The 22,182-nt window shown below is 61.9% G+C and carries 18 protein-coding genes and 2 pseudogenes; 5 read left to right on the forward strand and 15 right to left on the reverse strand.

Annotated elements, in window-relative coordinates:
* Window positions 1–477: 477 nt before the first annotated feature.
* The 6 genes and pseudogenes from C7449_RS12755 to C7449_RS22090 all read right to left on the reverse strand — a co-directional run.
* Window positions 478–1,422 (reverse strand): alpha/beta fold hydrolase, encoded by a 945-nt coding sequence (locus C7449_RS12755; protein ID WP_374828263.1) that lies wholly within the window; start codon window positions 1,420–1,422, stop codon window positions 478–480.
* A 26-nt stretch (window positions 1,423–1,448) separates the two neighbouring features.
* Window positions 1,449–3,620, reverse strand: a complete 2,172-nt coding sequence (locus tag C7449_RS12760; protein WP_108003155.1) for a xanthine dehydrogenase family protein molybdopterin-binding subunit — start codon at window positions 3,618–3,620, stop codon at window positions 1,449–1,451.
* 1 nt (window position 3,621) lies between these two features.
* A complete protein-coding gene (locus C7449_RS12765) occupies window positions 3,622–4,092 on the reverse strand; it encodes a (2Fe-2S)-binding protein (RefSeq protein WP_108003156.1) in 471 nt (156 codons plus the stop codon).
* 48 nt (window positions 4,093–4,140) lie between these two features.
* A complete protein-coding gene (locus tag C7449_RS12770) occupies window positions 4,141–5,193 on the reverse strand; it encodes an alpha/beta fold hydrolase (protein ID WP_108003157.1) in 1,053 nt (350 codons plus the stop codon).
* 20 nt (window positions 5,194–5,213) lie between these two features.
* Window positions 5,214–6,530 carry an epoxide hydrolase family protein gene (locus C7449_RS12775; RefSeq protein WP_108003158.1) on the reverse strand — a complete coding sequence of 439 codons (1,317 nt, stop codon included), beginning with the start codon at window positions 6,528–6,530 and terminating at the stop codon, window positions 5,214–5,216.
* A 184-nt stretch (window positions 6,531–6,714) separates the two neighbouring features.
* Window positions 6,715–6,831: pseudogene (locus C7449_RS22090) on the reverse strand (MBL fold metallo-hydrolase); the annotation flags it as partial.
* 3 nt (window positions 6,832–6,834) lie between these two features.
* Here C7449_RS22090 and C7449_RS22455 point away from each other — a divergent pair.
* Window positions 6,835–6,942: pseudogene (locus C7449_RS22455) on the forward strand (MBL fold metallo-hydrolase); the annotation flags it as partial.
* A 949-nt stretch (window positions 6,943–7,891) separates the two neighbouring features.
* Here the strand turns inward: C7449_RS22455 and C7449_RS12790 are convergent.
* The 7 genes from C7449_RS12790 to C7449_RS12820 all read right to left on the reverse strand — a co-directional run bounded on the left by C7449_RS12790 (window position 7,892) and on the right by C7449_RS12820 (window position 15,373).
* The gene (locus C7449_RS12790) at window positions 7,892–8,332 is read right to left on the reverse strand and encodes an SRPBCC family protein (RefSeq protein WP_108003159.1); all 441 of its coding nucleotides are present in this window, start codon (window positions 8,330–8,332) and stop codon (window positions 7,892–7,894) included.
* 423 nt (window positions 8,333–8,755) lie between these two features.
* The gene (locus C7449_RS12795) at window positions 8,756–10,741 is read right to left on the reverse strand and encodes an oxidoreductase (RefSeq protein ID WP_108003160.1); all 1,986 of its coding nucleotides are present in this window, start codon (window positions 10,739–10,741) and stop codon (window positions 8,756–8,758) included.
* A gap of 77 nt (window positions 10,742–10,818) precedes the next feature.
* Window positions 10,819–11,883: a quaternary amine ABC transporter ATP-binding protein gene (locus C7449_RS12800; protein WP_108003161.1), complete on the reverse strand. Its 1,065-nt coding sequence runs from the start codon at window positions 11,881–11,883 to the stop codon at window positions 10,819–10,821.
* Complete coding sequence (locus C7449_RS12805) at window positions 11,876–12,763, reverse strand: ABC transporter permease (RefSeq protein WP_108003162.1); 888 nt, start codon at window positions 12,761–12,763, stop codon at window positions 11,876–11,878. The genes C7449_RS12800 and C7449_RS12805 overlap by 8 nt, the downstream gene beginning before the upstream one ends.
* A gap of 103 nt (window positions 12,764–12,866) precedes the next feature.
* Complete coding sequence (locus tag C7449_RS12810) at window positions 12,867–13,868, reverse strand: ABC transporter substrate-binding protein (protein WP_108003163.1); 1,002 nt, start codon at window positions 13,866–13,868, stop codon at window positions 12,867–12,869.
* A gap of 67 nt (window positions 13,869–13,935) precedes the next feature.
* The gene (locus C7449_RS12815) at window positions 13,936–14,706 is read right to left on the reverse strand and encodes a pyrroline-5-carboxylate reductase family protein (protein WP_245414371.1); all 771 of its coding nucleotides are present in this window, start codon (window positions 14,704–14,706) and stop codon (window positions 13,936–13,938) included.
* 37 nt (window positions 14,707–14,743) lie between these two features.
* A complete protein-coding gene (locus C7449_RS12820; protein WP_108003165.1) occupies window positions 14,744–15,373 on the reverse strand; it encodes a TetR/AcrR family transcriptional regulator in 630 nt (209 codons plus the stop codon).
* A gap of 148 nt (window positions 15,374–15,521) precedes the next feature.
* Between C7449_RS12820 and C7449_RS12825 the strand changes: the two genes are divergently transcribed.
* Both C7449_RS12825 and C7449_RS12830 read left to right on the forward strand, forming a co-directional pair.
* Window positions 15,522–17,558 (forward strand): NADH:flavin oxidoreductase, encoded by a 2,037-nt coding sequence (locus tag C7449_RS12825; RefSeq protein ID WP_108003166.1) that lies wholly within the window; start codon window positions 15,522–15,524, stop codon window positions 17,556–17,558.
* Between the two features lie 2 nt (window positions 17,559–17,560).
* Window positions 17,561–18,166 carry a dimethylsulfonioproprionate lyase family protein gene (locus tag C7449_RS12830; protein WP_108003167.1) on the forward strand — a complete coding sequence of 202 codons (606 nt, stop codon included), beginning with the start codon at window positions 17,561–17,563 and terminating at the stop codon, window positions 18,164–18,166.
* A 166-nt stretch (window positions 18,167–18,332) separates the two neighbouring features.
* Here C7449_RS12830 and C7449_RS12835 read toward each other — a convergent pair whose 3' ends face one another.
* The gene (locus C7449_RS12835; RefSeq protein WP_108003168.1) at window positions 18,333–19,280 is read right to left on the reverse strand and encodes a LysR substrate-binding domain-containing protein; all 948 of its coding nucleotides are present in this window, start codon (window positions 19,278–19,280) and stop codon (window positions 18,333–18,335) included.
* Window positions 19,281–19,409: 129 nt separating this feature from the next.
* On the opposite strand from C7449_RS12835, the gene C7449_RS12840 reads away from it, so the two are divergent.
* Both C7449_RS12840 and C7449_RS12845 read left to right on the forward strand, forming a co-directional pair.
* The gene (locus C7449_RS12840) at window positions 19,410–20,663 is read left to right on the forward strand and encodes an aromatic ring-hydroxylating oxygenase subunit alpha (RefSeq protein ID WP_108003169.1); all 1,254 of its coding nucleotides are present in this window, start codon (window positions 19,410–19,412) and stop codon (window positions 20,661–20,663) included.
* Window positions 20,653–21,735: a hybrid-cluster NAD(P)-dependent oxidoreductase gene (locus tag C7449_RS12845; RefSeq protein WP_108003170.1), complete on the forward strand. Its 1,083-nt coding sequence runs from the start codon at window positions 20,653–20,655 to the stop codon at window positions 21,733–21,735. Before C7449_RS12840 ends, C7449_RS12845 begins: the two co-directional genes overlap by 11 nt.
* Window positions 21,736–21,803: 68 nt before the next feature.
* On the opposite strand, the gene C7449_RS21950 is transcribed toward C7449_RS12845, so the two are convergent.
* Window positions 21,804–22,073: a hypothetical protein gene (locus tag C7449_RS21950; RefSeq protein ID WP_210204725.1), complete on the reverse strand. Its 270-nt coding sequence runs from the start codon at window positions 22,071–22,073 to the stop codon at window positions 21,804–21,806.
* Window positions 22,074–22,182: the final 109 nt, after the last annotated feature.

Genomic DNA, 22,182 nt, shown 5'->3' on the forward strand with positions numbered 1-22,182 from the left:
GCTGGCGGCGGAGGTGTCGGTGACGGCGCAGTGTTGTCATCGATTGGCCTAATCGTTTCCGTTTCGTTCGACGGGTTTGATTTATCCATTTTTGCGTGGGAAGCGACGCCCGAGGCTTCGGTTAGCCCGGCGCTGTCCGGCGCACTCTTCAAATCGGTTGGGTTCGGCGTAGCGCTCGGCGAGCTGCGTGATGGTTCTTTCACTCTACCGCCTCCGCGTTCGAGCTCACATCACAAAATCTACTGCAGTCGCGCTTCCGTCTTGACGCTTCGGGCCGCGCGACCACCAGGACCTGGCCTCACATCGAACGCGGCCATGGCCGCACCGTCGAGGCACCGATGGGCTACAAGCGTCGCCCTGGCAGGCCCCGTTGTCGTTTCGGCGTCTAGGCGCCTCGTAATGGCGGCGGTGGCGCCATTCTGGCAGTAGCTTACACGAACAATGATTGGAAATATCGCCCGATTTGGCCGGTTCGCCTCACTTCATTTCCAGAAAATCAGCGATGGTTTTCACTGTGGCCGCCGGCTGTTCCTCCATCAGCCAATGGCCGGAGTTGGGGATCACCACGCCGGTCACGTTTGTAGCAACGAAACGCATGTCGTCGGCCATCGCGGTGTTGAAGGACTCTTCGGCGCCGACCGCGAGGATCGGCATGGCCAGTTTCCCGCTTTTGGCAAGCAGCGCCTTGTTGTCCGCAGCATCCTGGGCAAAGGCGCCGAACTGCTCGAACGCATCATGCATCGCCAGAGGCCGCGCATAGAGTTCGGCGTAGTGGTTGCGTGTCGCCTCGTCGATCGCGGCAGGATTGGCGGAAAGTTCGTTGTAGAAACGGTCCAGATAGATGCGCTCACGCCCCGCGACCAGCCGTTCGACGTCCGGGCCGCGGAAGTTGAAATGCCACAGGCGCGGATCGCGTATGATATTGTCCCAGTCGCCGACGCCAGGCAGCGGTGCGTCCATGACGACCCAGCGCGTCACGCGGTCCGGGAACTGTGCGGCGAAGGCGTAGCCGACCATGTTCCCGATATCATGGGTCACGAGATCGGCCTTTTCGATCTTCAGGTGATCGAGCACGCCGGCAATGTCCACACCCTGGTTCTTCTTGGTGTAACCAGAGTCCGGATGCGCCGACAGGCCCATGCCGCGCAGGTCGGGAACGATGATGGTGTGGTCCTTTGCCAGCACGGCCGCTAGCGGTGCCCACATGTCACCGGTATCGCCAAAGCCATGCAGCATGACGACCGCCGGCCCCTGGCCGCCGATGCGGACATGCAGGCTCGTGCCATTGGTCGCGATCTGATCGGAGTGAAATTCGGCCGGGAAAGGCTCGACACCACCAGCCGATGCCGAAGCTGCCAGGCTGACAGCCAGAGCGAGACAGAGGACATATTTGTAAGCGGAATGAGCCAGCAAATCGTTCAACCCAGTTCCTTTCGTGTCACGCCCGGTCAGTTGCCCTGCTTCGCCAAAGCGGTTCCGATCGGCATCTTGCGCAGCCGCCTGCCGGTCGCGGCGAAGACCGCATTGGCGATCGCGGGGACGATCAATGAGGTCCCGGCCTCGCCCAATCCTCCGGGTGGCTCCTCGCTTTTGACGACGTGCACTTCGATCGTCGGGGCCTCGTTCATTCGGATCATCTGGTAGGAGTCGAAATTGGCCTGCTCGACACGCCCGTTCTTCAACGTGATTTCGCCGTAGAGCGCCGCTGTCGTTCCGAATATGACGCCGCCTTGCACCTGCGCCTCAACGGTGTCGGGATTGACGGCGGTGCCGACATCAACGGCGCAGACCGCCCGATGCACACGAACCGCGCCGTCCTCCGACACCTCGACGTCGGCGACCATGGCAAGGTAGCTGCCGAACACAAATTGCAGCGCAACCCCTCGCCCTCTTCCCTTCGGCACTGCTTCGCCCCATCCAGCCTTTTCCGCTGCGAGGTCGAGCACCGCCTTCGCTCGCGGCGACTTGGAGAGAAGCGACCTGCGAAAGGCGACCGGGTCCTGCCTCGCTGCCGCCGCCATTTCATCGATGAAGCTCTCGGTGACGAAGACATTGTGCGAGGGCCCGACACTGCGCCAGAAGGCGGTTGGTATGCCCGGCGGTTCCACGCGCACATATTCGACATGGAAGTTCGGCAGGTCATAGGGGAGGTTTATAGCACCCTCCGTCGAGTCGAGATCGAGGCCGTCATGGAACCCGGGGGGCAGCCAACGCGCGATGACCGAGGAACCGGCAAAGCGGTTGGACCAGGCAACTGGCCTGCCCTCCCCGTCCAATCCTGCGGAAAGTCGATCGAACCAGTAAGGCCGGTACATGTCATGCTGGATATCTTCCTCGCGAGTCCACACCACCTTCACGGGGCCGTCGACATGCTTGGCGATCTCGACGGCGCGGAGAGCGCCATCAGCCTCCAGCCGACGGCCGAAGCCGCCGCCGATCAGATGGTTGTGTACGATGACCTTGTCCTGCGGCAAGCCCAAGGCCTGGGCGGCCATCGCCTGGACACGAGCCACGGCCTGGCTGCCGATCCAGATCTCGCACTCCTCCTTGCGAAAATGCACCGTGCAGTTCATCGGTTCGAGCGCGGCGTGGGCCAGAAAGGGCACCTCGTAACGGGCTTTGAGCCTGGTCGCGGCGTTCGCCATCGCCATTTCGACATCACCGACGTTCTGCGCCACCGCGCCGGTTTTGAGCGTCGCCTCTTCGAGCTGGCGGGCGACTTGCTCGGTACCGAGCGCGGCGTTGGGGCCGTCGTCCCACTCGATCCTGAGCGCCTCCAGGCCCTTCTTCGCAGCGCCCATGTGATCGGCGACGATAGCAACGGCATCATCGAGCCGGACGATCTGCTGCACGCCTTTGACTGCCGTGGATGCGGTATCGTCGACGCTCTTCACCCGGCCGCCGAAAACCGGTGACTGCGCGAGGGTCGCAATCTTCACGCCCGCCGGGCGGGCGTCGATGCCATAGACTGCCGTCCCGTTGACCTTGGCAGTCGCATCCAGCCGTTTGGCCGGGGTGCCGATAAGCGTGAAATCCTGGGGTGACTTGAGCGACACGCTTTCCGGAACCGGCATCTTCGATGCCTCGGCGGCCAGGTCACCGTAACTGGCACGCCGGCCAGTCGGCTCATGGATCACCTCCCCGTTTTGCGCGCGGCAAGCCGCTTGATCAACGCCCCAGCGCTGCGCCGCGGCCGCGACCAGCATCGTCCTCGCAGTCGCCCCGGCCTCCCGCAGGGGTTTCCAGGCCCCTCGAATCGCATTCGAGTTGCCGGTCGCCTGCACCCCCAGCAATGGATTTGCGTAGAGCTTTTCGTTTGGTGGGGCATGCTCCAGACGAACCTGCGCCAGGCTCATTTCCAGTTCTTCTGCGATCAGCATCGGGATCGCGGTGTAGGTCCCCTGCCCCATCTCGACATAGGGCATGGTCAACACGACTTCGCCATTGCTGCCGATGCGAATGAACGCGTTCGGAGTGAAGTCGGCTGAACCAGCGGCCTCGCTGCGACCGAACGGCAGAGCGAGACCAAGTATCAGCCCGCCGCCGGCAGCAGCGCTGGCCACCAGGAAGTTGCGACGGGAAAGATTGGAGCCGGCGGATAGGGTTCGAGCGAGGGTCATGTCAGCCTCCCTGCTTGCCAGCTTGCGCGGCGAGCTTGATCGCCTCGCGTATGCGGACATAGGTCCCGCAGCGGCAGATATTGCCGCTCATCGCGTTATCGATGTCCGCATCGGTCGGATCAGGATTGCTCTGAAGCAGCGCCGCCGCCGACATAATCTGTCCGGACTGGCAATAGCCGCATTGCACGACCTGGTGATCGAGCCAGGCCTTCTGGATTGCCGCCCCGGCCGGGGTCGCGCCGATGGCTTCGATAGTGGTCACCTTCGACTCGCCGATGCTGTGGACCGACGTGATGCATGATCTGGTCGCCACGCCGTCGATATGTACGGTGCACGCGCCGCATAGCGCCATTCCACATCCGAACTTGGTGCCGGTCATACCGATCACGTCGCGCAGGACCCATAGCAATGGCGTGTCGGCGTCGACATCGACCGTATGCGGCTTTCCGTTGATTTCGATGTTGAAGGCCATAAGGCGTCCCTTTCCATTCCACGGGGGCCGGTGATGCACTTCTTGGTTCTAGTTGTCGGTGTCGATGTCGATCACCGCCTCTGCGAAGGCCTGGGGCGCCTCCTGCGGCAGGTTGTGTCCAATGCCGCCCGTGATCACCCGGTGCTCGTACTTGCCCGTGAACATCTTGGCATAGGCGCTGGCATCGGGGTGTGGCGCACCGTTCGCGTCGCCCTCGAGCGTTATCGTCGGCACGTCGATGACCGGGGCTTTTGCAAGTTGCTGCTCAAGAGTGGCGTAGGCTTTCTCGCCTTCGACAAGTCCGAGCCGCCAACGGTAATTATGCATGACGATGTCGACATGGTCCGGGTTGTCGAAGGCTGCAGCGCTCCGCTCGAAGGTGGCGTCGTCGAAACGCCATTGCGGCGACGCGAGCTCCCAGATCAGCCTGGCGAAATCGCGCGTGTACTTCTCGTAGCCGGCACGGCCGCGATCGGTCGCGAAGTAGAACTGGTACCACCATTGCAGCTCCGCCTTCGGCGGCAGCGGCATCTTGCCGAGCTGCTGACTACCGATCAGATAGCCGCTGACCGAGACCATCGCCTTGCAGCGTTGCGGCCACAGCGCGGCGACGATGTTGGCCGTCCGCGCACCCCAATCGCAGCCGCCGATCGTAGCCCTCTCGATGCCCAGCGCATCCATCAGAGCGACGACGTCTACGGCGAGCGCCGACTGCTGACCGTTGCGCGCCGCATCGTGCGACAGAAAGCGCGTCGTGCCGTAACCGCGCAGATAAGGCACAATCACCCGGCGCCCCTTTGCCGCCAGCAGTGTCGCTGCATCGGCATAGGTGTGGATATCGTATGGCCAGCCATGAAGAAGCATGACTGGCGGGCCGGCCGCGGGTCCCAGCTCTGCATATCCAATGCTGAGCACCCCGGCATCGATCTGCTTGAGCGGGCCCAATGCGGACGGTACGAGGGCTGCTGACCCGCTCGCAGCGGCCGCCGCCCTTGCCGGCACGCTTAATCCCAGCTCGACGGCGGCAAACGCCACGGCCGCAGCGCCAACGACGGAGCGGCGGCCGTAATCAACAGCTTCCAGGTGGCCGCTGCCATCCATGAGCACGCCTCCTTCCGATGTCACGTCGGATTGCGCAGCGACTTGAAGGACGCCCGCATCTCCTCGACGAAAAACGTTGGCTGTTCCCAGGCCGCGAAGTGGCCGCCCTTGGGAGCCTTGTTGTAGTGGATCAGCTTGGGATAGGCCTTCTCTGCCCAGCTTTGCGGCGCCGTATAGATCTCGTCCGGGAAGGCGGTCACGGCGACCGGGATCGTGATGCCGCGTACATCGAAGAAGCCGCCCGTCGGATGATGCGCGTTGTCCCAATAGAGCCGCGCCGAGGAGATCCCGGTGTTGGTGAGCCAGTAGAGCGTGATGTTATCGAGAATATCGTCCTTTGACAGACCCTCGGTCTGGCCGGCGAAGACGCGGGCGATCATCTTCTCGCTGCGGTCGTCGTGATCGATCATCCAGGCTGCGAGGCCAACGGGCGAATCGGCCAGGGCGTAGAGCGTCTGCGGGCGGTTGTTCATCTCGATCGCGTAGCCAAGGCCGTTCTTGTTGAAGAAATCGAGCTGGTTCCAGGCATCGAGCTCATCGGGGGAGAGCCCGCCGGGCGGCGTTCCCGCGGCAAGGGATTTGTTGATCTCGGCCGGAACTGCGGCAGGCATGTTGGTATGGATTCCGATCAGTCCGGGCGGCTGCTGCAAGGCCATGTGCTCCGTAACCGCATTGCCCCAATCGCCACCCTGGGCAACGTAGCGTGCATAGCCGAGGCGTTGCATCAGCACGGCCCAGGCCTTGGCGATCCGCGGCGGGTTCCAGCCAACCTCCGTGGGCTTGCCGGAGAAACCATATCCAGGCAGCGAAGGCACGACCAGGTGGAAGGCATCCGCTTCCGTTCCGCCATGCGCCGTGGGATCAGTCAACGGACCGATGATTTTCATCTGTTCGATGATCGAGCCGGGCCAACCATGCGTGACGATCATTGGCAGCGCGTTCTCGTGCTTCGAACGCACGTGAATGAAATGGATGTCGAGTCCGTCGATCTCGGTCATGAACTGCGGCCAGGCGTTGAGCCTCGCCTCGACCGCCCGCCAGTCATGGCTGGTCTGCCAGTGCTGCGCGAGACTTTGCACGGTCGCAAGGCGCACGCCCTGGGTCTCATCGGCGACCTGCTCCTTGTCTGGCCAGCGGGTTGCCGCGACGCGCCGGCGAAGATCGGCAAGTTGGTCTTCGGATGCCTCGAAGCGAAACGGACGAATACCGTCACCCTGGGGCGTGGCTGAAAGTCGTGAGGGGAGCAGGCTGGAGGCACTCGCGGCGGCAACACCCGCCGTAGCCGCAGCCAAAAGCCGACGGCGGTCCTGATCGACTGTTTCCTTGCTCTCGGTCATGTGACTTCCCCTTTCGGTTTGAAGCTCACTGCTACTCTCGCGCGCAACACGGTGGAGGAGGCGAAACCCAAGCCGGTGAAGACACGCGGTGTCGAACAAAGCTGAGATTCAACCGGGTATTCAAACGCATGCGCTCGCCCCGTTCGGCCCTGGCCCGACAAGCGGTCAATACTCCCAAGGGGGCAGGTACCCAACGGAAGGCATCGCCGGCCGCCGCCACATGGCAGACAGACGGGAACTGCAGGTGCGTGGCCACCAGCGGCTCGCGGTTCGCCGCCAGTTCCCGCAGAAGGCGGTCCCGGTGTTGGCAACCGGCGGCGACCGGCTGACGTTTGCCGGCGAACGCGGTGTTCGCGGTCGGGTTCGAGCACCCGACTGGTACAACGGTTTCGAACACGAGCCGGCCCGCGCGTTCAGCGCCCACTCGAGGACATCCGACGCCGCCCTTCAGTTGCGACACGGCGGAGCCCTCCAACACGTAAACAAACGCATGTGCATTGTGCCGGTGGATAGCGCTCGACCCGCCGGGCGCATGCTCGACGGTGATCCACCCAGCCGCCGCCGTGGGTGTAGATCACCACGAGCACTGGGCCTTGGCGCTTTCTGGCCGATAGCTCCGGATGTCGGTGCGCCCCTTGGGACCGACCTTGACGACACGGTCCTTGCTGCGCGCGGGCGCGAGCTTCACCGACACCTATTTCATGTGCGTCGGCGAGCACGTTGCGAGCCGCCTCGGGCGAGAGCGTGTAGATGGGGGTTGCGCCGCCAAGGCTGTCGATGAAGGCCTGTGTGGTAGGCTCGAGCCAGCTCATGAGGTTCTTCTCGTGTTATCCGATCCTCAATCCCTTGCGATGCTCCTACACTCGGCTTCCAATGGTGCAGGCGATGCACCAAGGAGCGGTCCGAACATTTCTGTTTATTCGGTGCGGCGAAACACCGGGCACACCGCCGCGAAACCGAGCTTGGCTATCATTTCGTAGCGTGTAAGAACAACTGGCAAGCGCCCCTTCCGGCTGCCAGTGAACTATAGCACTTCCCGCGAACAAGTGATATTCACGTTTGCAACGGCGAAGCCAGTGTATTGGCCGGAGAAGAGTTAGCCAGGCAACCCGTTATTGTTCGCACCGCCGAACCATGGTCGGTCGCCATATCTCCTCTTGGCGCGTTCCGGACGGGGCTACATTAGCGAAGCGGACGGACGGCTTTCAGGAGTTCGAGCGGGTGGTGTGAACGACCGAAAGGGCGGCGCGAAGCTGAAGTCACTTCCCCCCGTTGGCGCTTTGGCGGCGGTCTCCTGTCGCTGCTGGTTAAGAAGCCAACATTAGGAGTGTGTTGTGCAAAGGCAGGTTTCCCGATGCCCGCTACCCGCCCCTGCCGGAAAACAATTCGTCGAGCTGCTCCAGTTGTTCCGGCAAGGCGGCCGCACTGCCTTGGAGTGCCTCCTCAAGCGTTTCCTGGGACGGGTAAACTTCGTGGAAGGTCAGCACTGTCTTCCCGCCCTGATCTTCGAAAGTCACGGTCGTGACCGCGCCCTCTTCGCCCTCGTCATTGGTCCAGACGATGCGCTCATTCGCCACCACTTCGAGGTACTTGCCGTAGAAGGCCATCGTTTCTGAACCGCCGGCACCGAATTCCAGGCGATATGTGCCGCCCGTACGGACGTCCATGTCGCACGATAGGAGCAAAATGCCAGGTGCAGATTTTGGCACCCACCAGCGCTGGAAGAGCTCGGGTTTGCTCCAAGCCCTGAATACCGTGCTTGGCGGCGCATCGAATATCCGAGTTACAACGAGTTCCGCCAATCAAGATTTTCGCGCCGACGTCACGTCTCCTTCTGGGAGCATTACGGACGCGGATCGATGATTGCTCGTGGCCCTGAACGGTGGTCGGAAACTCCACTTTTGTTTGCATAGACTCGATCCATGGGCAGAATGTTTGCGCTGCTGTGGGCCTCGCCGTCGCGTTGAGTGTGGTGGGTTCAAATTTGAAGTGCGACTTGCGGGATATAACAATGCCTTATCTCACGCGAGGGCCAGCGCATGACACGCACCTATTCCCAGATCAACATGGATGACCGCCGCAGGATCACCCGCTGGCGGATGGCGGGCTGATCGCCAGGATTGCGACCCTTCCGGACACCTGGTTAGGCTCCGCCGTGCTCCGGCGGGTCCGCGGGCGTGGTCGCAGGAGGCAGGCCGGCCTCGAACTCGACCGGTCTTGCTGTGTCAGATCTCCAGTCCTGTCTTCCGGCCTTCGAAGAAGGCGTACGGCGCCTGCCGCGGCGCTGCGCAGTCTCCGATCTGGCGTATCGCCAACCCCTGCTCCGCCAGGCCCGGTATCAGCCAGTCGGCCGGCATGTTGGTGGTCGCCGTGACCAGCGTGTCGGCCTCGACAAACCGTCTCTCGCCGGTGTTATGATCGATGATGGTCGCGCCGGTTCCATGCCATTCGGCGATGCTGGCTTCGACGATCCATTGGACGCCGAGTTTACGCAGCGCCTGCCGCATCGGAACGTCGGCAGCGGTTCTTTGTAGTTCCTTGCCGACGAACGGATCCGGCGTGATGATCGTCACCTCGTGACCTTCCTCGGCGAGTTTCCAGGCGGTTCCGCAGCCGCGCCAGCCGCCGCCTTCGTCGAGAAGCAGAACGCGCCTGTCCGCCCTCGCCTGCCGAGCCATGATGGCCTCGATGGTAAAGACCTTGCCGCCATCGATGCCCGGCATCGTCTCGACTGTCGGGAGCGCTTTCTGAAACCCCGTTTCGGCGGCGTAGGAGCCTGTCGCGACGACAACGACATCCACGTCGGCAGGGTCGATGTCCTCCGCCTCGACATAGGTGTTGAGGCGAACCTCGACGCCGAGCTTTTCGAGCTGCCGCTCATACCAGGCGATGAGATCGAGAATCTGGGCGCGGCGGGGCTGCATGCCCGCCAGGAGGAAGCTGCCGCCGAGGCGGCTCGACGCTTCGGCGAGCACGACCTGATGGCCACGTTCGGCGGCCACCCTTGCCGCCTCCAATCCGGCCGGGCCGCCGCCGATCACCTGCACGCGTTTCGGAACGCCGGCCTTGTGGAAGCGATCGCCATTCCATTCGAACTCGCGCCCAACGGACGGGTTGATCAGGCAACTGATCCAGTAGTCCCGTGATCGGCGCCCCCAGCACATCTGGTTGCAGGAGATGCAGCCGCGAATGTCCTCGGGGCGATCCTCGCCGGCCTTCGTCGCGAGATGCGGGTCGGCGATCTGGCCGCGCACGATCGAAACGAGGTCGGCCGCGCCCTCGCCGAGCACCGTCTCCGCGTTTTCCGGGGTCCGGATATGGCTTTCGGCAATCACGACGGCGTTTTTGACGACGCCCTTCAGGATGGAGGCGAGATCGGCGCCGAGCTTTTCCGGATAGAGGAAGGTCGGCATGAGCTTGTAGAAATCGAGATAGCCGCCCGAGCCGCAGGTGACATAGTCCACGAGGCCAAGTTCGTCGTGCAGCCTTATGATCTCGGCGAGCTCATCGCGCTGGAGGGCGACCTTCACGTCCGGCTCGTCGCTGACGGCAAGCCCAATGATGAAGTCGGAGCCGCACACCTCGCGGATGCGCGCCAGGATTTCTCGCGACATGCGCGTGCGGTTTTCGAGCGAGCCGCCCCATTGGTCGTCGCGCCGGTTGCACCACGGTGTCCAGAACTGATCGACCATGCCGAGATAGGCCGCCCAGACTTCGACGCCGTCGAAGCCGGCGTCGCGGCATCGCCGCGCCGCCTCAACGAAGCCGTCGATCGTCTCGAGGACTTCCGCCTCTGTCATCGGATGCGATCCGTCACTGTCGTGATAGCTGGGCATGCCGGATGGCGACCAATGCGGATGGAACGAGTTGTCGGAGTCGCCATGCGCCCCGACGTGATAGAGCTGCTGGATCGCCACAGCCCCATGCCCCTTGATGGCCTCGACCACCTTCTTGAAGTGCGGAACCACCGCGTCGTCGCAATGACGGAAATTGCCGCGGGTGAGTACGGCCGCCGCGTGCACGGGCATGGGTTCGACGACAATCATCGCCGCGCCGCCGATCGCCCGCTCTTCGTAATAGGCGGCGTGCCGCTCGGTGGGCAGGCCCTCGACGGCCATATTGGCGGTATGCGCGCCGAAAACGATCCTGTTCTTCAGCGTGTGGGAGCGCAGCTTGAGGGGCGAGAACAGGCGAGGGAATTTTTTCGACATCGCGCGATTCCAAATGCAATTGATTTCAGGAATTACCAAGCCACGAAAAAGGCCGGCGATTTCGCCGGCCCGCTTCTTTAGGCTGCGGCCCGGTGGCTGGCGCCATGGGCGTTGACCATCGCACCCGCCAGTTGGCGGAAGGTGACGGTGCCGAGCGGTTTGCCGGACGAATCCACGACCGTGATATCCCCCTCGGGCGCCGATGCGAGGGCGCGCACGGCCTCCTCGATCGTGACGCCGGCCGAAATTGACGGCCGCCCTCCCGCAGCGATCACCGCTTTCAGCGGGCTCATCACGGCCTCGACATGCACGACGCGGCCGCGGTTCACCTCCTTGACGAAGTTGGCGACGTAGTCGTCGGCCGGTCGCAGGACGATGTCCTGGCTGGTGCCCTGCTGGATGACCTCGCCGTCGCGCAGGATGGCGATCTGGTCGCCGAGCCTGAGCGCCTCGTCGAGGTCGTGGGTGATGAAGACGACCGTCTTCTTGATCTCCTTCTGGAGGTCGAGAAGGACCGTCTGCATGTCCATGCGGATCAGCGGATCGAGCGCCGAAAAGGCTTCGTCCATCAGGAGAACCGGCGCGTCGTTGGCGAGCGCCCGGGCGAGCCCGACGCGCTGCTGCATGCCGCCCGAAAGCTGGTTCGGGTACTTCTGCTCGAAGCCCTTCAGGCCAACGCGCTCGAGCCATCGCATGGCGGTGTAGACGCACGCCGGGCGAGACACGCCCTGGAGCTCGAGGCCGAAGATCGTGTTGTCGAGCACGGTTCGGTGGGGGAGCAGAGCGAACTTCTGGAAAACCATCGCGGTCTGGTGGCGGCGGAACTCGCGCAGGTCTGCCTCGTGCATCTTCACCACGTCGACGCCATCGACGAGGACCTCGCCGGCCGTCGGATCGATCAGGCGGTTGATGTGGCGGATCAGCGTTGACTTTCCGGAACCGGACAGCCCCATGATGACCTGGATGGAGCCCGACGGCATTTCGATATTGATGTCGCGCAGCCCGAGCACGTGCCCGTGCTTTGCGTTCAGTTCGGTCTTGGTCAGTCCGTTCTTGACGGCTTCGATGTGGGCTCGCGGGTTGGGTCCAAAGATCTTGTAGAGGTGGCGGATCTTGATTCCGCCAAAGACGTGCTCAGCCATGGGCGATCTCCCGGTGCCTCTGGAGACGCTTGCCATAGGCCTGGCTGATGCGGTCGAACATGATGGCGATGCCGACGATGGCGAGGCCATTGAAGATGCCGAGGGTAAAATACTGGTTGGCGATCGCCTTCAGCACCGGCTGGCCAAGACCCTGAACGCCGATCATCGAGGCGATGACGACCATGGCGAGTGCCATCATGATCGTCTGATTGATCCCGGCCATGATGGTTGGTAGTGCGAGCGGCAACTGCACCTTGAAGAGCTTTTGCTTGCGGTCGGCGCCGAAAGCATCTGCGGCTTCAAGGACGTCGTTGTCTACCAGTCGGATGCCGAGATCGGTAAGCCGGATCATCGGTGGGATGGCGTAGATCACGACGGCGATCAGGCCCGGAACCTTGCCGATGCCGAGCAACATCACGACCGGGATCAGATAGACGAAGCTCGGCATCGTCTGCATGACGTCGAGGATCGGGTTGATGACCCGCTGGACCCGGTCCGAGCGGGACATCAGGATGCCGATCGGGATGCCGATTGCGATGGAAAGCACGGTACAGACGAAGATCATCGAGATCGTCCGCATCGTATCGTCCCACATGTCGAAGTAGCCGATCATCAGCAGCGTCGCGAGACAGCCGAGTGTGATGCGGACGCTTCGCGTGGCCGCCCATGCGATCACCAGGATGAGCAGTGTGATGACTGGCCAGGGGGTCTTCAACATGAACCGCTCGGCGGCGATCAAGAAATGCGCCAGGGGCGTGAAGAGGCCCTCTATTATGTCGCCATAGTTGCGCGTAAAGCCGCGGAATCCTTCGTCGGTGGCTTTCTTCAGGCCACGAAGGGCGGTGTCGTCCATGTGCGGAAATTTAAAGAACCAGTCCATTCGGTTCCACCTTCTCGAATGAGCCGATCCGTTCTTGTTATCTCGGCTTGGAAAGGGTGCGATGTGCTGGCAGCACATCGCACCTGCGGATGGCGGTTGCGGCTTAGAGCGCGGCCTCGATCTTTGCGGCGGCTTCCGGGGACACCCACGTCTTCCAGATGCCGGGGTTCTCCGTCAGGAAGTGCTTGGCACCGTCCTCGCCGCTTGCCTGGTTGTCGGTCATCCAGGCCATCAGCTTGTTGATGGTGTCGTTGCTCCAGGAGCGCTTGGTCAGATAGTCCATCACCTCCGGGCCGGCCTTTTCCGAGAAAGGCTTGGCGACGAGCGTCACGATGGTGTCGACCGGCCATGCATTGGGCTTCGGGTCGGGGCAGGCCTCCACCGTATTGCAGCGCTTCCATTCGGCCGCATCGTTCGCGACGCCTTCCCCAAGGCGCACCATCTGATACTTTCCGAGAAGCGCGGTCGGGGCCCAGTAGTACGCAACGAAATTCTCCTTGCGCTCGTAGGCCTTTCCGATCGAGCCGTCGAGACCGGCAGCAGACCCGGTGTCGACGAGCTTCCAGCCCGCCTTTTCAGCGTCGAAGGCCTTGAAGAACTGCGAGGTGACAACCGTGCCGCCCCATCCCTGTGGGCCGTTCAGAATGGCGCCCTTGCTTGAATCCTCGGCATCGGGAAAGAGCTCCGGATGTTTCAGAACGTCCGGTATCGTCTTGATGTCGGGATGGGCCTCGGCAACATATTGCGGGATCCACCAGCCCTGGATGCCCCCGTCGGGGAGCGGCGAACCGACCTGGATGATGCGTCCTTCCTCCGTGCCCTTCTTGACCACGTCAGGCAGCAGGTCGATCCAGGCCTCCGGGGCGATGTCGGGCTGGCCCTTTTCGGCCATGGACGTGATGGTGGGGACGGTGTCGCCGATGGTGATCTCGGCGTTGCAGCCGTAGCCCTCGTTGAGGATGATCTTGTCGAGATTGGAGATCACCTCGGCGCTCTGCCAGTTCATGCTGGCGATGCTGACGTTCCCACATTCCGCAGCATTGGGCAGCGATCCTCCGGCGATAGTGCCGAGGATGAGGCATGTCGATGCAAGCAAGCTTTTCATTATTGTTCCCTCTGTTTGCGGCGTCTTTTTTTTCGAGCGGGTGCCGCGTCGGCCCGCCCTGACGGAGCTACGAGGCCTCCCCCATTCGCACCGATTTCCGGAATGCCGCCGACAGGCCGCGCGCAACGGCGGCGCTGAAGCCCGCAGCGCGCATCTCCTCGATCGCCGCCGCCGTGGTGCCGCGATAGTCGAGAAAGGTTTTGACTGTCTCGGCTGGACATTCGTCTCTTTGTTGCAGCAGCCCGCCCGCACCGACGATGAGCGTGTTGACGGCACGCTGGGCTACCTGCCGGTCCAGGCCATGCGCGATGGCGTCGGTCATCATCGCTTCGGCAAGCAGCGCCGGAAAGGCAGGGCCGGAGCCGGTGAGGCCGGTGAGATAGTCGATCTCGGGCTCTCCCCGGACTTCATCCTGGGCGCCGCAAGCATCGAAGATCGCCCGTACGACGGCTCGGTCCGCGTCGTTGACCTCTGCGGAGGCGATCCAGGGGGTGTAGGATTTGCGAACCTCGGCGGCGGCATTCGGAAGGGAACGGACCACCCTCCGGGTCTGGTGGTGCTCGCAAAGCGCGCCAAGGCGAATGCCCGCCATGACGGAGATGACGAGCTTGCCTTCGGCATCGACCTTCAGGCCAGGCCAGTCGGCCGGGCGGACGGAGACGATGATGACGTCCGAGCGGTCGGCGAGCGCCTGGTTGTCCGATGTCCAGAAGGCGCCGGGGAAACGGTCGGGGCACCCGCTGCGGTAGGAGAGAGACAGGTCTTGCGGCGCGACGACGGCGGCCTCCAGCATCGCATCAGCAATGGCTCCGCCGAGCCAACCGGCACCGCCAATCATGCCAATCCTCAAGCCACTGCCTGTTTCCACGTTGCTTTTACTCCGGTTTGTAGCCATGCCGCGCGAAGAAGCGGTCGAGTTCCCGCTGCTGGGGGACCTGACCGGTATAAATTGCAATATATTCCGGGATGCGCTTCATGCGCAGCGTAAGGTCCTCGTTGGACTGCATCGAGATGTAGCCGATCTGGACGAGGTAGGTGGTTCGCGCGCGAACGTCCGCAGGGCCCTCGTCATAGCCGAACCGCATGAACATGCGACTCAGCGCCTCGATCCTCGTTTGATCGGCCTTTTGCACCTCGGTCAGAATTTCTGGCGATTGCAACGCCCAACTGCGGACTGCGAACTCGAATTTCGAATCGAACAATTCCTTGTTCAGCCAGCAGTCGAAGACGTTCAGCATCGCTTCGGCGAGCGACTCCGCATAGGCCTCAGATTGCTTCACAAGATTGCCGGTGTTCTTGTCCCGCCAGCGCGCGATCAGCGCACCCAGCAGTTCCTCCCGATCCTTGAAGAACCAATAGAAGCTGGTCCGCGAAAGATTGAGCCGCTTCGCCAGCGGCAGGATCTTGACCGAGTCCACGCCTGCTTCGAGAAGCGAGTCATACGCCGCTTCGAGCCAGCCCTCCTGAGATCCACGCCAACCGGTGTCGCTCATCGCTTGTTCCATGGCCATTTCGTAACAGATCGATCCGCCCGGGACAATAAAAATGTACATGCTTGTCAAGGACAATGACGACATTGTTTTTGAGCGTTGACACAAATGTACATTTCCGCATAGCGTATCGGCACAGCAGCGATTATCCGGAGCCCGTCGCATGTCGCACGATCCTCTGCTTCAGCCGTTCCAACTGAAGCATTTGACCCTTCGTAACCGCATCATCGTCACGTCACACGAGCCTGCCTATCCCGAAGACGGGATGCCGAAGGGACGCTACCGCGCCTATACCGTGGAGCGGGCGAAGGGCGGGGTGGCGTTGACGATGACGGCCGGCTCCGCCGCCGTCTCGAAGGACAGTCCGCCGGTGTTCAACAACCTGCTCGCCTACAAGGACGAAATCGTTCCGTGGATCCGGGAAATGACCGATGCCGTCCATGAAACGGGCGCGGCGATCATGATCCAGCTCACTCATCTCGGCCGCCGTACGCGCTGGGACAAAGGCGACTGGCTGCCGGTCGTCGCCCCTTCCCACCACCGCGAGGCTGCACACCGGGCCTTCCCGAAGAAGCTGGAAGACTGGGACATCGAACGGATCATCAAGGATTTTGCCGACGCCGCCGAACGCATGAAGTCCGGGGGCATGGATGGCGTCGAGCTGGAGGCATACGGCCACCTGATCGACCAGTTCACCTCGCCCCTTACCAACGAGCTCGACGGCCCGTATGGCGGTTCCCTTGAAAACCGCATGCGCTTCTGTTTCGACGTGTTCAGGGCGATCCGCAAGCGGGTGGGCGACGACTTCATCCTTGGCGTTCGCTATACTGCGGACGAGTGTCTGCCCGGCGGCACCGACAGGGTGGAGGGGATAGAAATCTCCAAGCGCCTCAAGGAAAGCGGCCTTATCGACTATCTAAACGTGGTCCGCGGCCATATCGATACCGATGCCGGCCTCACCGACCTTATCCCGATCCAGGGCATGGCAAGCGCGCCGCATCTGGATTTCGCGGGCGAGGTTCGCGCCGCAACCAATTTCCCGACCTTCCACGCGGCGAAAATTCAGGACGTGGCGACCGCACGCCACGCGATCGCCGCCGGCAAGGTCGACATGGTCGGCATGACCCGCGCCCACATGACCGACCCGCACATCGTGCGCAAGATCATCGAGAAGCGCGAGGACGACATCCGCCCCTGCGTCGGCGCGAACTACTGCCTCGACCGCATCTATCAGGGCGGCCTCGCCTTCTGCATCCACAACGCGGCCACCGGCCGCGAGGAGACGATGCCGCATAAGATCCCGAAGGCCGATGTCCGCAAAAAGGTGGTGATCGTCGGCGCCGGACCGGCCGGGCTCGAGGCCGCGCGTGTTTCCGCCGAACGCGGCCACGAGGTCGTGGTGTTCGAGGCGGCGAACAATCCCGGCGGCCAGATCCGCCTGACGGCGCAGAGCGAGCGTCGGCGCGAAATGATCAGCATCATCGACTGGCGCATGAGCCAGTGCGAGAAGCACGGCGTCACGTTCCTCTTCAACACCTGGGCGGACGCCGCCACGGTCACGGCGGAAAATGCAGACGTTGTCATCATCGCGACGGGTGGCCTGCCGCACACCGAGGTCCTGTCGAAAGGCAACGAGCTCGTCGTCTCTTCCTGGGACATCATCTCCGGCGATGTGAAGCCCGGCACCAACGTTCTCGTCTATGACGACGCCGGCGACCATGCCGGCCTGCAGGCCGCCGAATTCATCGGCAGGGCCGGCGGCAAGGTCGAGATCATGACGCCGGACCGCGCCTTCGCGCCCGAGGTCATGGCGATGAACCTCGTGCCCTACATGCGTTCGCTGCAGAAGCTCGACACGACCTTCACCGTCACCTACCGGCTGGAGGCGGCGGAAAGGAGCGGCAACCAGATCATCGCCCATGTCGGCAGCGACTACGGTGGCGTCGCCAAACAGCGCACGGTCGACCAGATCGTCGTCAATCACGGCACCATCCCCCTGGACGATCTCTATTTCGAGCTGAAGCCAGGCTCGAAGAACCTTGGGGAAGTCTCCTACGACGAGCTGATTTCGGGCGAACCGCAGACCGTCGAACGCAACCCGGCCGGCACTTACCAATTGTTCCGGATCGGCGATGCGGTTGCGGCCCGCAACACGCACGCGGCGATCTACGACGCGCTGCGCCTTGCCAAGGATATCTGACGATGGCTCGAAACTCCGTCCTGCAAGACTTCCTCGACGCGGCACTCGCAGCATTCGACCACGTTGCGCAGGACCAGAACTCCCGCCGCTCCCTCGCGCAGATAGCTGCAAATCTGGAGGCGCCGCAGCCGGCGCGAACGGGTATCGCAAAACGCCTCCCGGTCTGCAGCCGGCTTCTCGATGGCATTCTTGCAACGAAAACCGGACAGCATGTGCTGGATCGCTTGATCGAGCGGTTTGAGCAACTCGAACCCATGCTCGAATGGAAGGGACGGTCATCCCACGACAGTTCGGCAAGCGAAAATTTCCCGACGAGCCACGCCAATGCCCTGGTCGTTGGGCCGGGCGGACTTGAGGACCGGCGGGACGTATGGCTGGGCGCAACCTTGATGGCGCCCAACGTGCGTTATCCGGATCACGACCATGCGCCGGAAGAAACCTACCTCGTCCTGTCCGACGGCGAATTCAGGCACGGCGATTCCGGCTGGTTCGCCCCGGGAGTGGGCGGCTCCTTCTACAATTCACCCGGCATCAGGCACGCGATGCGCTCGGGTGAAAAGCCTCTGTTCGCCTTCTGGGCGCTCCTGCCCGATCGGCCGAAGAACTGATAGGCGAAGCGCTGACAACATCGCACACCTTTCAGACCGTTCCGGAACGAGACCTGCGCAGCGTTTCTCGAATGCCGCGGCAGACGGTCCGTTCGAGGTCGCAAACGGGCTTGTCAGAGCTCGCAAGCTTGCCCCGACTTGACGTTTTCGGCGAACCGGTCGCCACTCACTCAGATCGTTTGGGTTGGGCCTCTTTGGAGGCTGGCGAAGCCGCCGGATTAACCGTCTCAGTCAACCAATCGAGGAATGATCCCGCCGCTTCACTTTGACGACGTCTCTTGGGGACCACGGCGAAGTACGCATTTCTGGTTTTCAGTGCGGCATCCGTAAGCTTGACGAGCCTACCTTGGGCAAGTAGGTCTTCTACCAGATGACGCCAGCCGAGTGTGATGCCTTGGCCATTCAATGCCGAATAGATGGCGTCGGTGTATAAGCTGCATCTTAGCCCGGGTTTCTTCTTGGGCAGTTCGACCGAAAAGGCCGCCAGCCATTCGCCCCAACCTGTCCATGTGGGATCGTCCGCCATGTTGGAGATCAACGGATAGCGCAGTAGGTCTTTCGGGGACGCGATGGTCCCAGCGCGCTCTGCGAAATCGGGACTGCAAACCGGGAAAATCTCATCGTCGAACAAGAGTTCGGCTTGGCCGTCTGGCCACATTCCGTTCCCGAAGCGGATAGCTACGTCCAGGTCGCTGGACTCGATATTCGGCATGTCGTCCTGCGTAATGATGCGCAGGTTGATCTCCGGGTGTTGGCTTGAGAACTCCGAAATCTTCGGAAGCAACCAGAAATGCGAGAACGCCACTGTCGCCGCGATGGTCAGTTCAGGATCGTGATCGCCCTTGCTGATTTCGGCCACGCTGTTCGCCAGGAGATCAAAAGCATCCTGCGCAGCCGAGGCCAACGCCATCGCCTTTTCGGTTAACTTAACCTTCCGGTGAAGTCGGAGGAAAAGCGGAAAGCCGAACTGCTCCTCGAGCACATGAATTTGCCGACTGATCGCCGCCTGCGTCACTCCAAGTTCTTTTGCGGCCTTCGTAAAACTTCCAAGCCGCGCAGCGGCTTCGAAAGCTGTGAGGGCTGTGAAGGGAGGGAGTTTTCGCCTTATGGACATTCCGGCAGCTCAACATTTGGGATACGCCCTCCTAACATTACATCAGCTTATGCGAAACTGAATTTTTTATGACGTTGAGTAAGGCTGCTTTTGGAACCAGTGTCACATTATCAACAATGGGTGACACAGATGCTCAACAAGCTAGCCTGCTCTATCACGCACCTCCTCGATGCCCGCCGTGAGGGCCACTCGCTGCCCGCAGGCCTCTATACGCGCGAAGACGTATTTCAAGCCGACCTAGAGGTATTCTTCTTCAGTCACTGGATTTACGTCGGCCTTGAGTGCGACGTGCCGGAGCCAGGCGATGCGACCGTCATTGATATTAGCAACACCAGCCTGATCCTGCTTCGCGACGACGACAATGAAATCCGCGTCGTGCGGAACGTCTGTCGCCATCGCGGTTCCCGCATTCTCGATCCGGGTTCGACCGTGGTATCGAAACTCGTCTGTCCCTATCACCAGTGGACGTACGAGCTTAATGGCGAACTGAGCTACGCGCCCCACATGGGCAAAGACTTCGACAAGAGCTGCAAGAGCCTTAAGGCGGTAGACTTCAGGTCGATCGGCGGCCTGATCTATGTCTGCCTCTCGGATAATCCGCCTGAAGACATCGCCGACCTCGAAAACGCGATGCTCGATCGTCTTGCTCCGTACGACATCCGCAACGCCAAGGTGGCCCATCAGATCGACGTGATCGAGAAGGGAAACTGGAAGCTCACAATGGAGAACAACCGTGAGTGCTACCACTGCTCGGCGAACCATCCGGAGCTTTGCGTCTCCTTCATCGATCTCGATTTCGGTTATGATCCGGAAAGCCTCAGCCCGGCAGATCGCCAGCAGGCTGAAGAGCACTTTGCGATGTACAACGCTCGAACGGCCGCCTGGGAAGCCGACGGGTTCCCTTCCGCGACGATCGAACACACCCGCAATGTTGAAACCAATTTCCGTAGTCAGCGCCTTATCATTGCAGGTGCCGGCGAGTCGCAGACGGAAGACGCGACAGCCGCCTCGTCCAAGTTGCTTGGGCACATGACCCGCAAAGACCTCGGCGACATGCATCTGTGGGGCCACAACAGTTGGAACCACTTCATGGGCGACCACGCCGTGACCTCGATGGTCATCCCGCTGTCCCCGGATAAGACCCTGGTACGCACCAAGTGGCTTGTTCACAAGGATGCCGTCGAAGGTGTGGACTACGACCTTGAAAAACTGACGCACGTCTGGACCGAGACCACTGAGCAGGACGCAGAACTGGTTGCGCGCTCGTACGCCGGCATCCTCGATTCCGCCTACGAACCGGGGCCGTACTCGAGGTTCAGCGAAGGTGCGCTCGACGAGTTTGCGACTTGGTACATCGAACGGATGCGGGCACATGGCTACTGAACTCCTCACCGCGTCCGTCGGCACGAACAACGGCGGGTTCTGGGATCCGGAGACCGACGACAAACTCCTCTGCGTTGACGTCCATTCCGAGACGCACGACGTGAAAAGCTTCACTTTCGTATCGCCGGAGCACAAGCAGATCGCATTCAGCGCCGGCCAATACTTCATGTTCGAGCTTGGCATTGAAAACGAGGTCGAAGGGCGTTGCTACAGCATCTCGTCGTCGCCTCATCGCAAGAATGCCATCACCGTTACAGTGAAGCGCGTTCCCGGCGGCCGTGTCTCGAACTGGCTTCACGACAATCTCGTTCCAAGGACGGTCGTCCGTGTATGCGGCCCACTCGGAAGGTTCGTTCGCCCCACCGCCAAGAAGTACCTGTTTATGTCGGGTGGGTCTGGCATCACTCCGGTTATGTCGATGGTCCGGGAATCTGCCGATGCGGCGCAGCCCGTGGACATCGTCTTCTTGCATGCCGGACGAACACCAAAAGACTTCGTTTTCCGCACGGAGCTTTCGCATCTGGCGGAGCGTATAAAAGGACTCCGCTTGCTACTTCTGCCGGAAGACATCGCTAATGAGCGGTCATGGCCAGGTCTAACCGGCCGGATTTCGAAGGAACTCTTGCAACTGGCTGTTCCCGACATCGCGGAACGCGTGATTATGTGCTGCGGCCCTGCACCCTTCATGCGGTCCGCGCGAAGCTTCAGCGGCGAACTTGGGGTTCCGAGCCAGAACTACCACGAAGAGAGTTTCGATGCCGCGGCCATCGAACAAGCTCCGGCACCCGTCGCGGACGCTGTCGATGAGCGGTCGTTCAACGTGCAGTTCTCCAAGCAGGGGAAGTCTATCGAGGTCCGCGCGGACCATACCGTGCTGGCCTGCGCGAAGAAAGCAGGCGTTCGCATTCCCTCGTCATGTGCGAATGGCATCTGCGGCACGTGCAAGTCGAAGCTGGTCAGTGGAAGTGTCGATATGAGGCACGACGGCGGTATTCGTCAGCGCGAAATAGACGCCGGCTTCTTCCTGCCGTGCTGTTCCAGGCCGCTTAGCGACCTGGTCGTCGATCGCTGATCGATCAAGTGAGACGTGCGGATCGTGGACCACCTCGCCAGTATGCTCGCCGACATGAATAACCGGGGTCAAACGTCGGTGCAATCCTGTTTGGGTTCCGCCGGCGCGCCTGGCTTGCGGCGAGCTCGCGAAGGAGTGAGGAGGTCGAGTTGGCGGACACGAGAGCGAGCAACGGACAGTCGCCGTCGCCTCCAAAGCGCGTATATTACAGAAAGCACATCGGCCTGACGTAACGACTGGGTGGCCTGCATCACAAGTCCCATTACTTTCTCCTCGGCATCGTAACGCGCTGGTATTTCGCCCGTTGCCTCGGCGGGTTCGGTGGTCTTGATGAACATGACGACCTCCGAATGTGGTTGGCTCCACCAGACTGGCATGTTGGCCAAATAGTTTAGGCTCAACGGCGACATGGGTGGCGAAAAACTGTGCGCGGCAACGGCCGCTTTG

The organism is Mycoplana dimorpha, from assembly GCF_003046475.1.
GTDB classification, from domain to species: domain Bacteria; phylum Pseudomonadota; class Alphaproteobacteria; order Rhizobiales; family Rhizobiaceae; genus Mycoplana; species Mycoplana dimorpha.

Coding starts and splice junctions, on each gene's coding strand:
- C7449_RS12760 (WP_108003155.1), bottom strand. CDS start 3,620: ATGACCCTCGCTCGAACCCTATCCGCCGGCTCCAATCTTTCCCGTCGC.
- C7449_RS21950 (WP_210204725.1), bottom strand. CDS start 22,073: ATGTTCATCAAGACCACCGAACCCGCCGAGGCAACGGGCGAAATACCA.
- C7449_RS12795 (WP_108003160.1), bottom strand. CDS start 10,741: ATGTCGAAAAAATTCCCTCGCCTGTTCTCGCCCCTCAAGCTGCGCTCC.
- C7449_RS12840 (WP_108003169.1), top strand. CDS start 19,410: ATGCTCAACAAGCTAGCCTGCTCTATCACGCACCTCCTCGATGCCCGC.
- C7449_RS12775 (WP_108003158.1), bottom strand. CDS start 6,530: ATGACCGAGAGCAAGGAAACAGTCGATCAGGACCGCCGTCGGCTTTTG.
- C7449_RS12830 (WP_108003167.1), top strand. CDS start 17,561: ATGGCTCGAAACTCCGTCCTGCAAGACTTCCTCGACGCGGCACTCGCA.
- C7449_RS12810 (WP_108003163.1), bottom strand. CDS start 13,868: ATGAAAAGCTTGCTTGCATCGACATGCCTCATCCTCGGCACTATCGCC.
- C7449_RS12800 (WP_108003161.1), bottom strand. CDS start 11,883: ATGGCTGAGCACGTCTTTGGCGGAATCAAGATCCGCCACCTCTACAAG.
- C7449_RS12765 (WP_108003156.1), bottom strand. CDS start 4,092: ATGGCCTTCAACATCGAAATCAACGGAAAGCCGCATACGGTCGATGTC.
- C7449_RS12845 (WP_108003170.1), top strand. CDS start 20,653: ATGGCTACTGAACTCCTCACCGCGTCCGTCGGCACGAACAACGGCGGG.
- C7449_RS12805 (WP_108003162.1), bottom strand. CDS start 12,763: ATGGACTGGTTCTTTAAATTTCCGCACATGGACGACACCGCCCTTCGT.
- C7449_RS12815 (WP_245414371.1), bottom strand. CDS start 14,706: ATGATTGGCGGTGCCGGTTGGCTCGGCGGAGCCATTGCTGATGCGATG.
- C7449_RS12835 (WP_108003168.1), bottom strand. CDS start 19,280: ATGTCCATAAGGCGAAAACTCCCTCCCTTCACAGCCCTCACAGCTTTC.
- C7449_RS12770 (WP_108003157.1), bottom strand. CDS start 5,193: ATGGATGGCAGCGGCCACCTGGAAGCTGTTGATTACGGCCGCCGCTCC.
- C7449_RS12820 (WP_108003165.1), bottom strand. CDS start 15,373: ATGGAACAAGCGATGAGCGACACCGGTTGGCGTGGATCTCAGGAGGGC.
- C7449_RS12825 (WP_108003166.1), top strand. CDS start 15,522: ATGTCGCACGATCCTCTGCTTCAGCCGTTCCAACTGAAGCATTTGACC.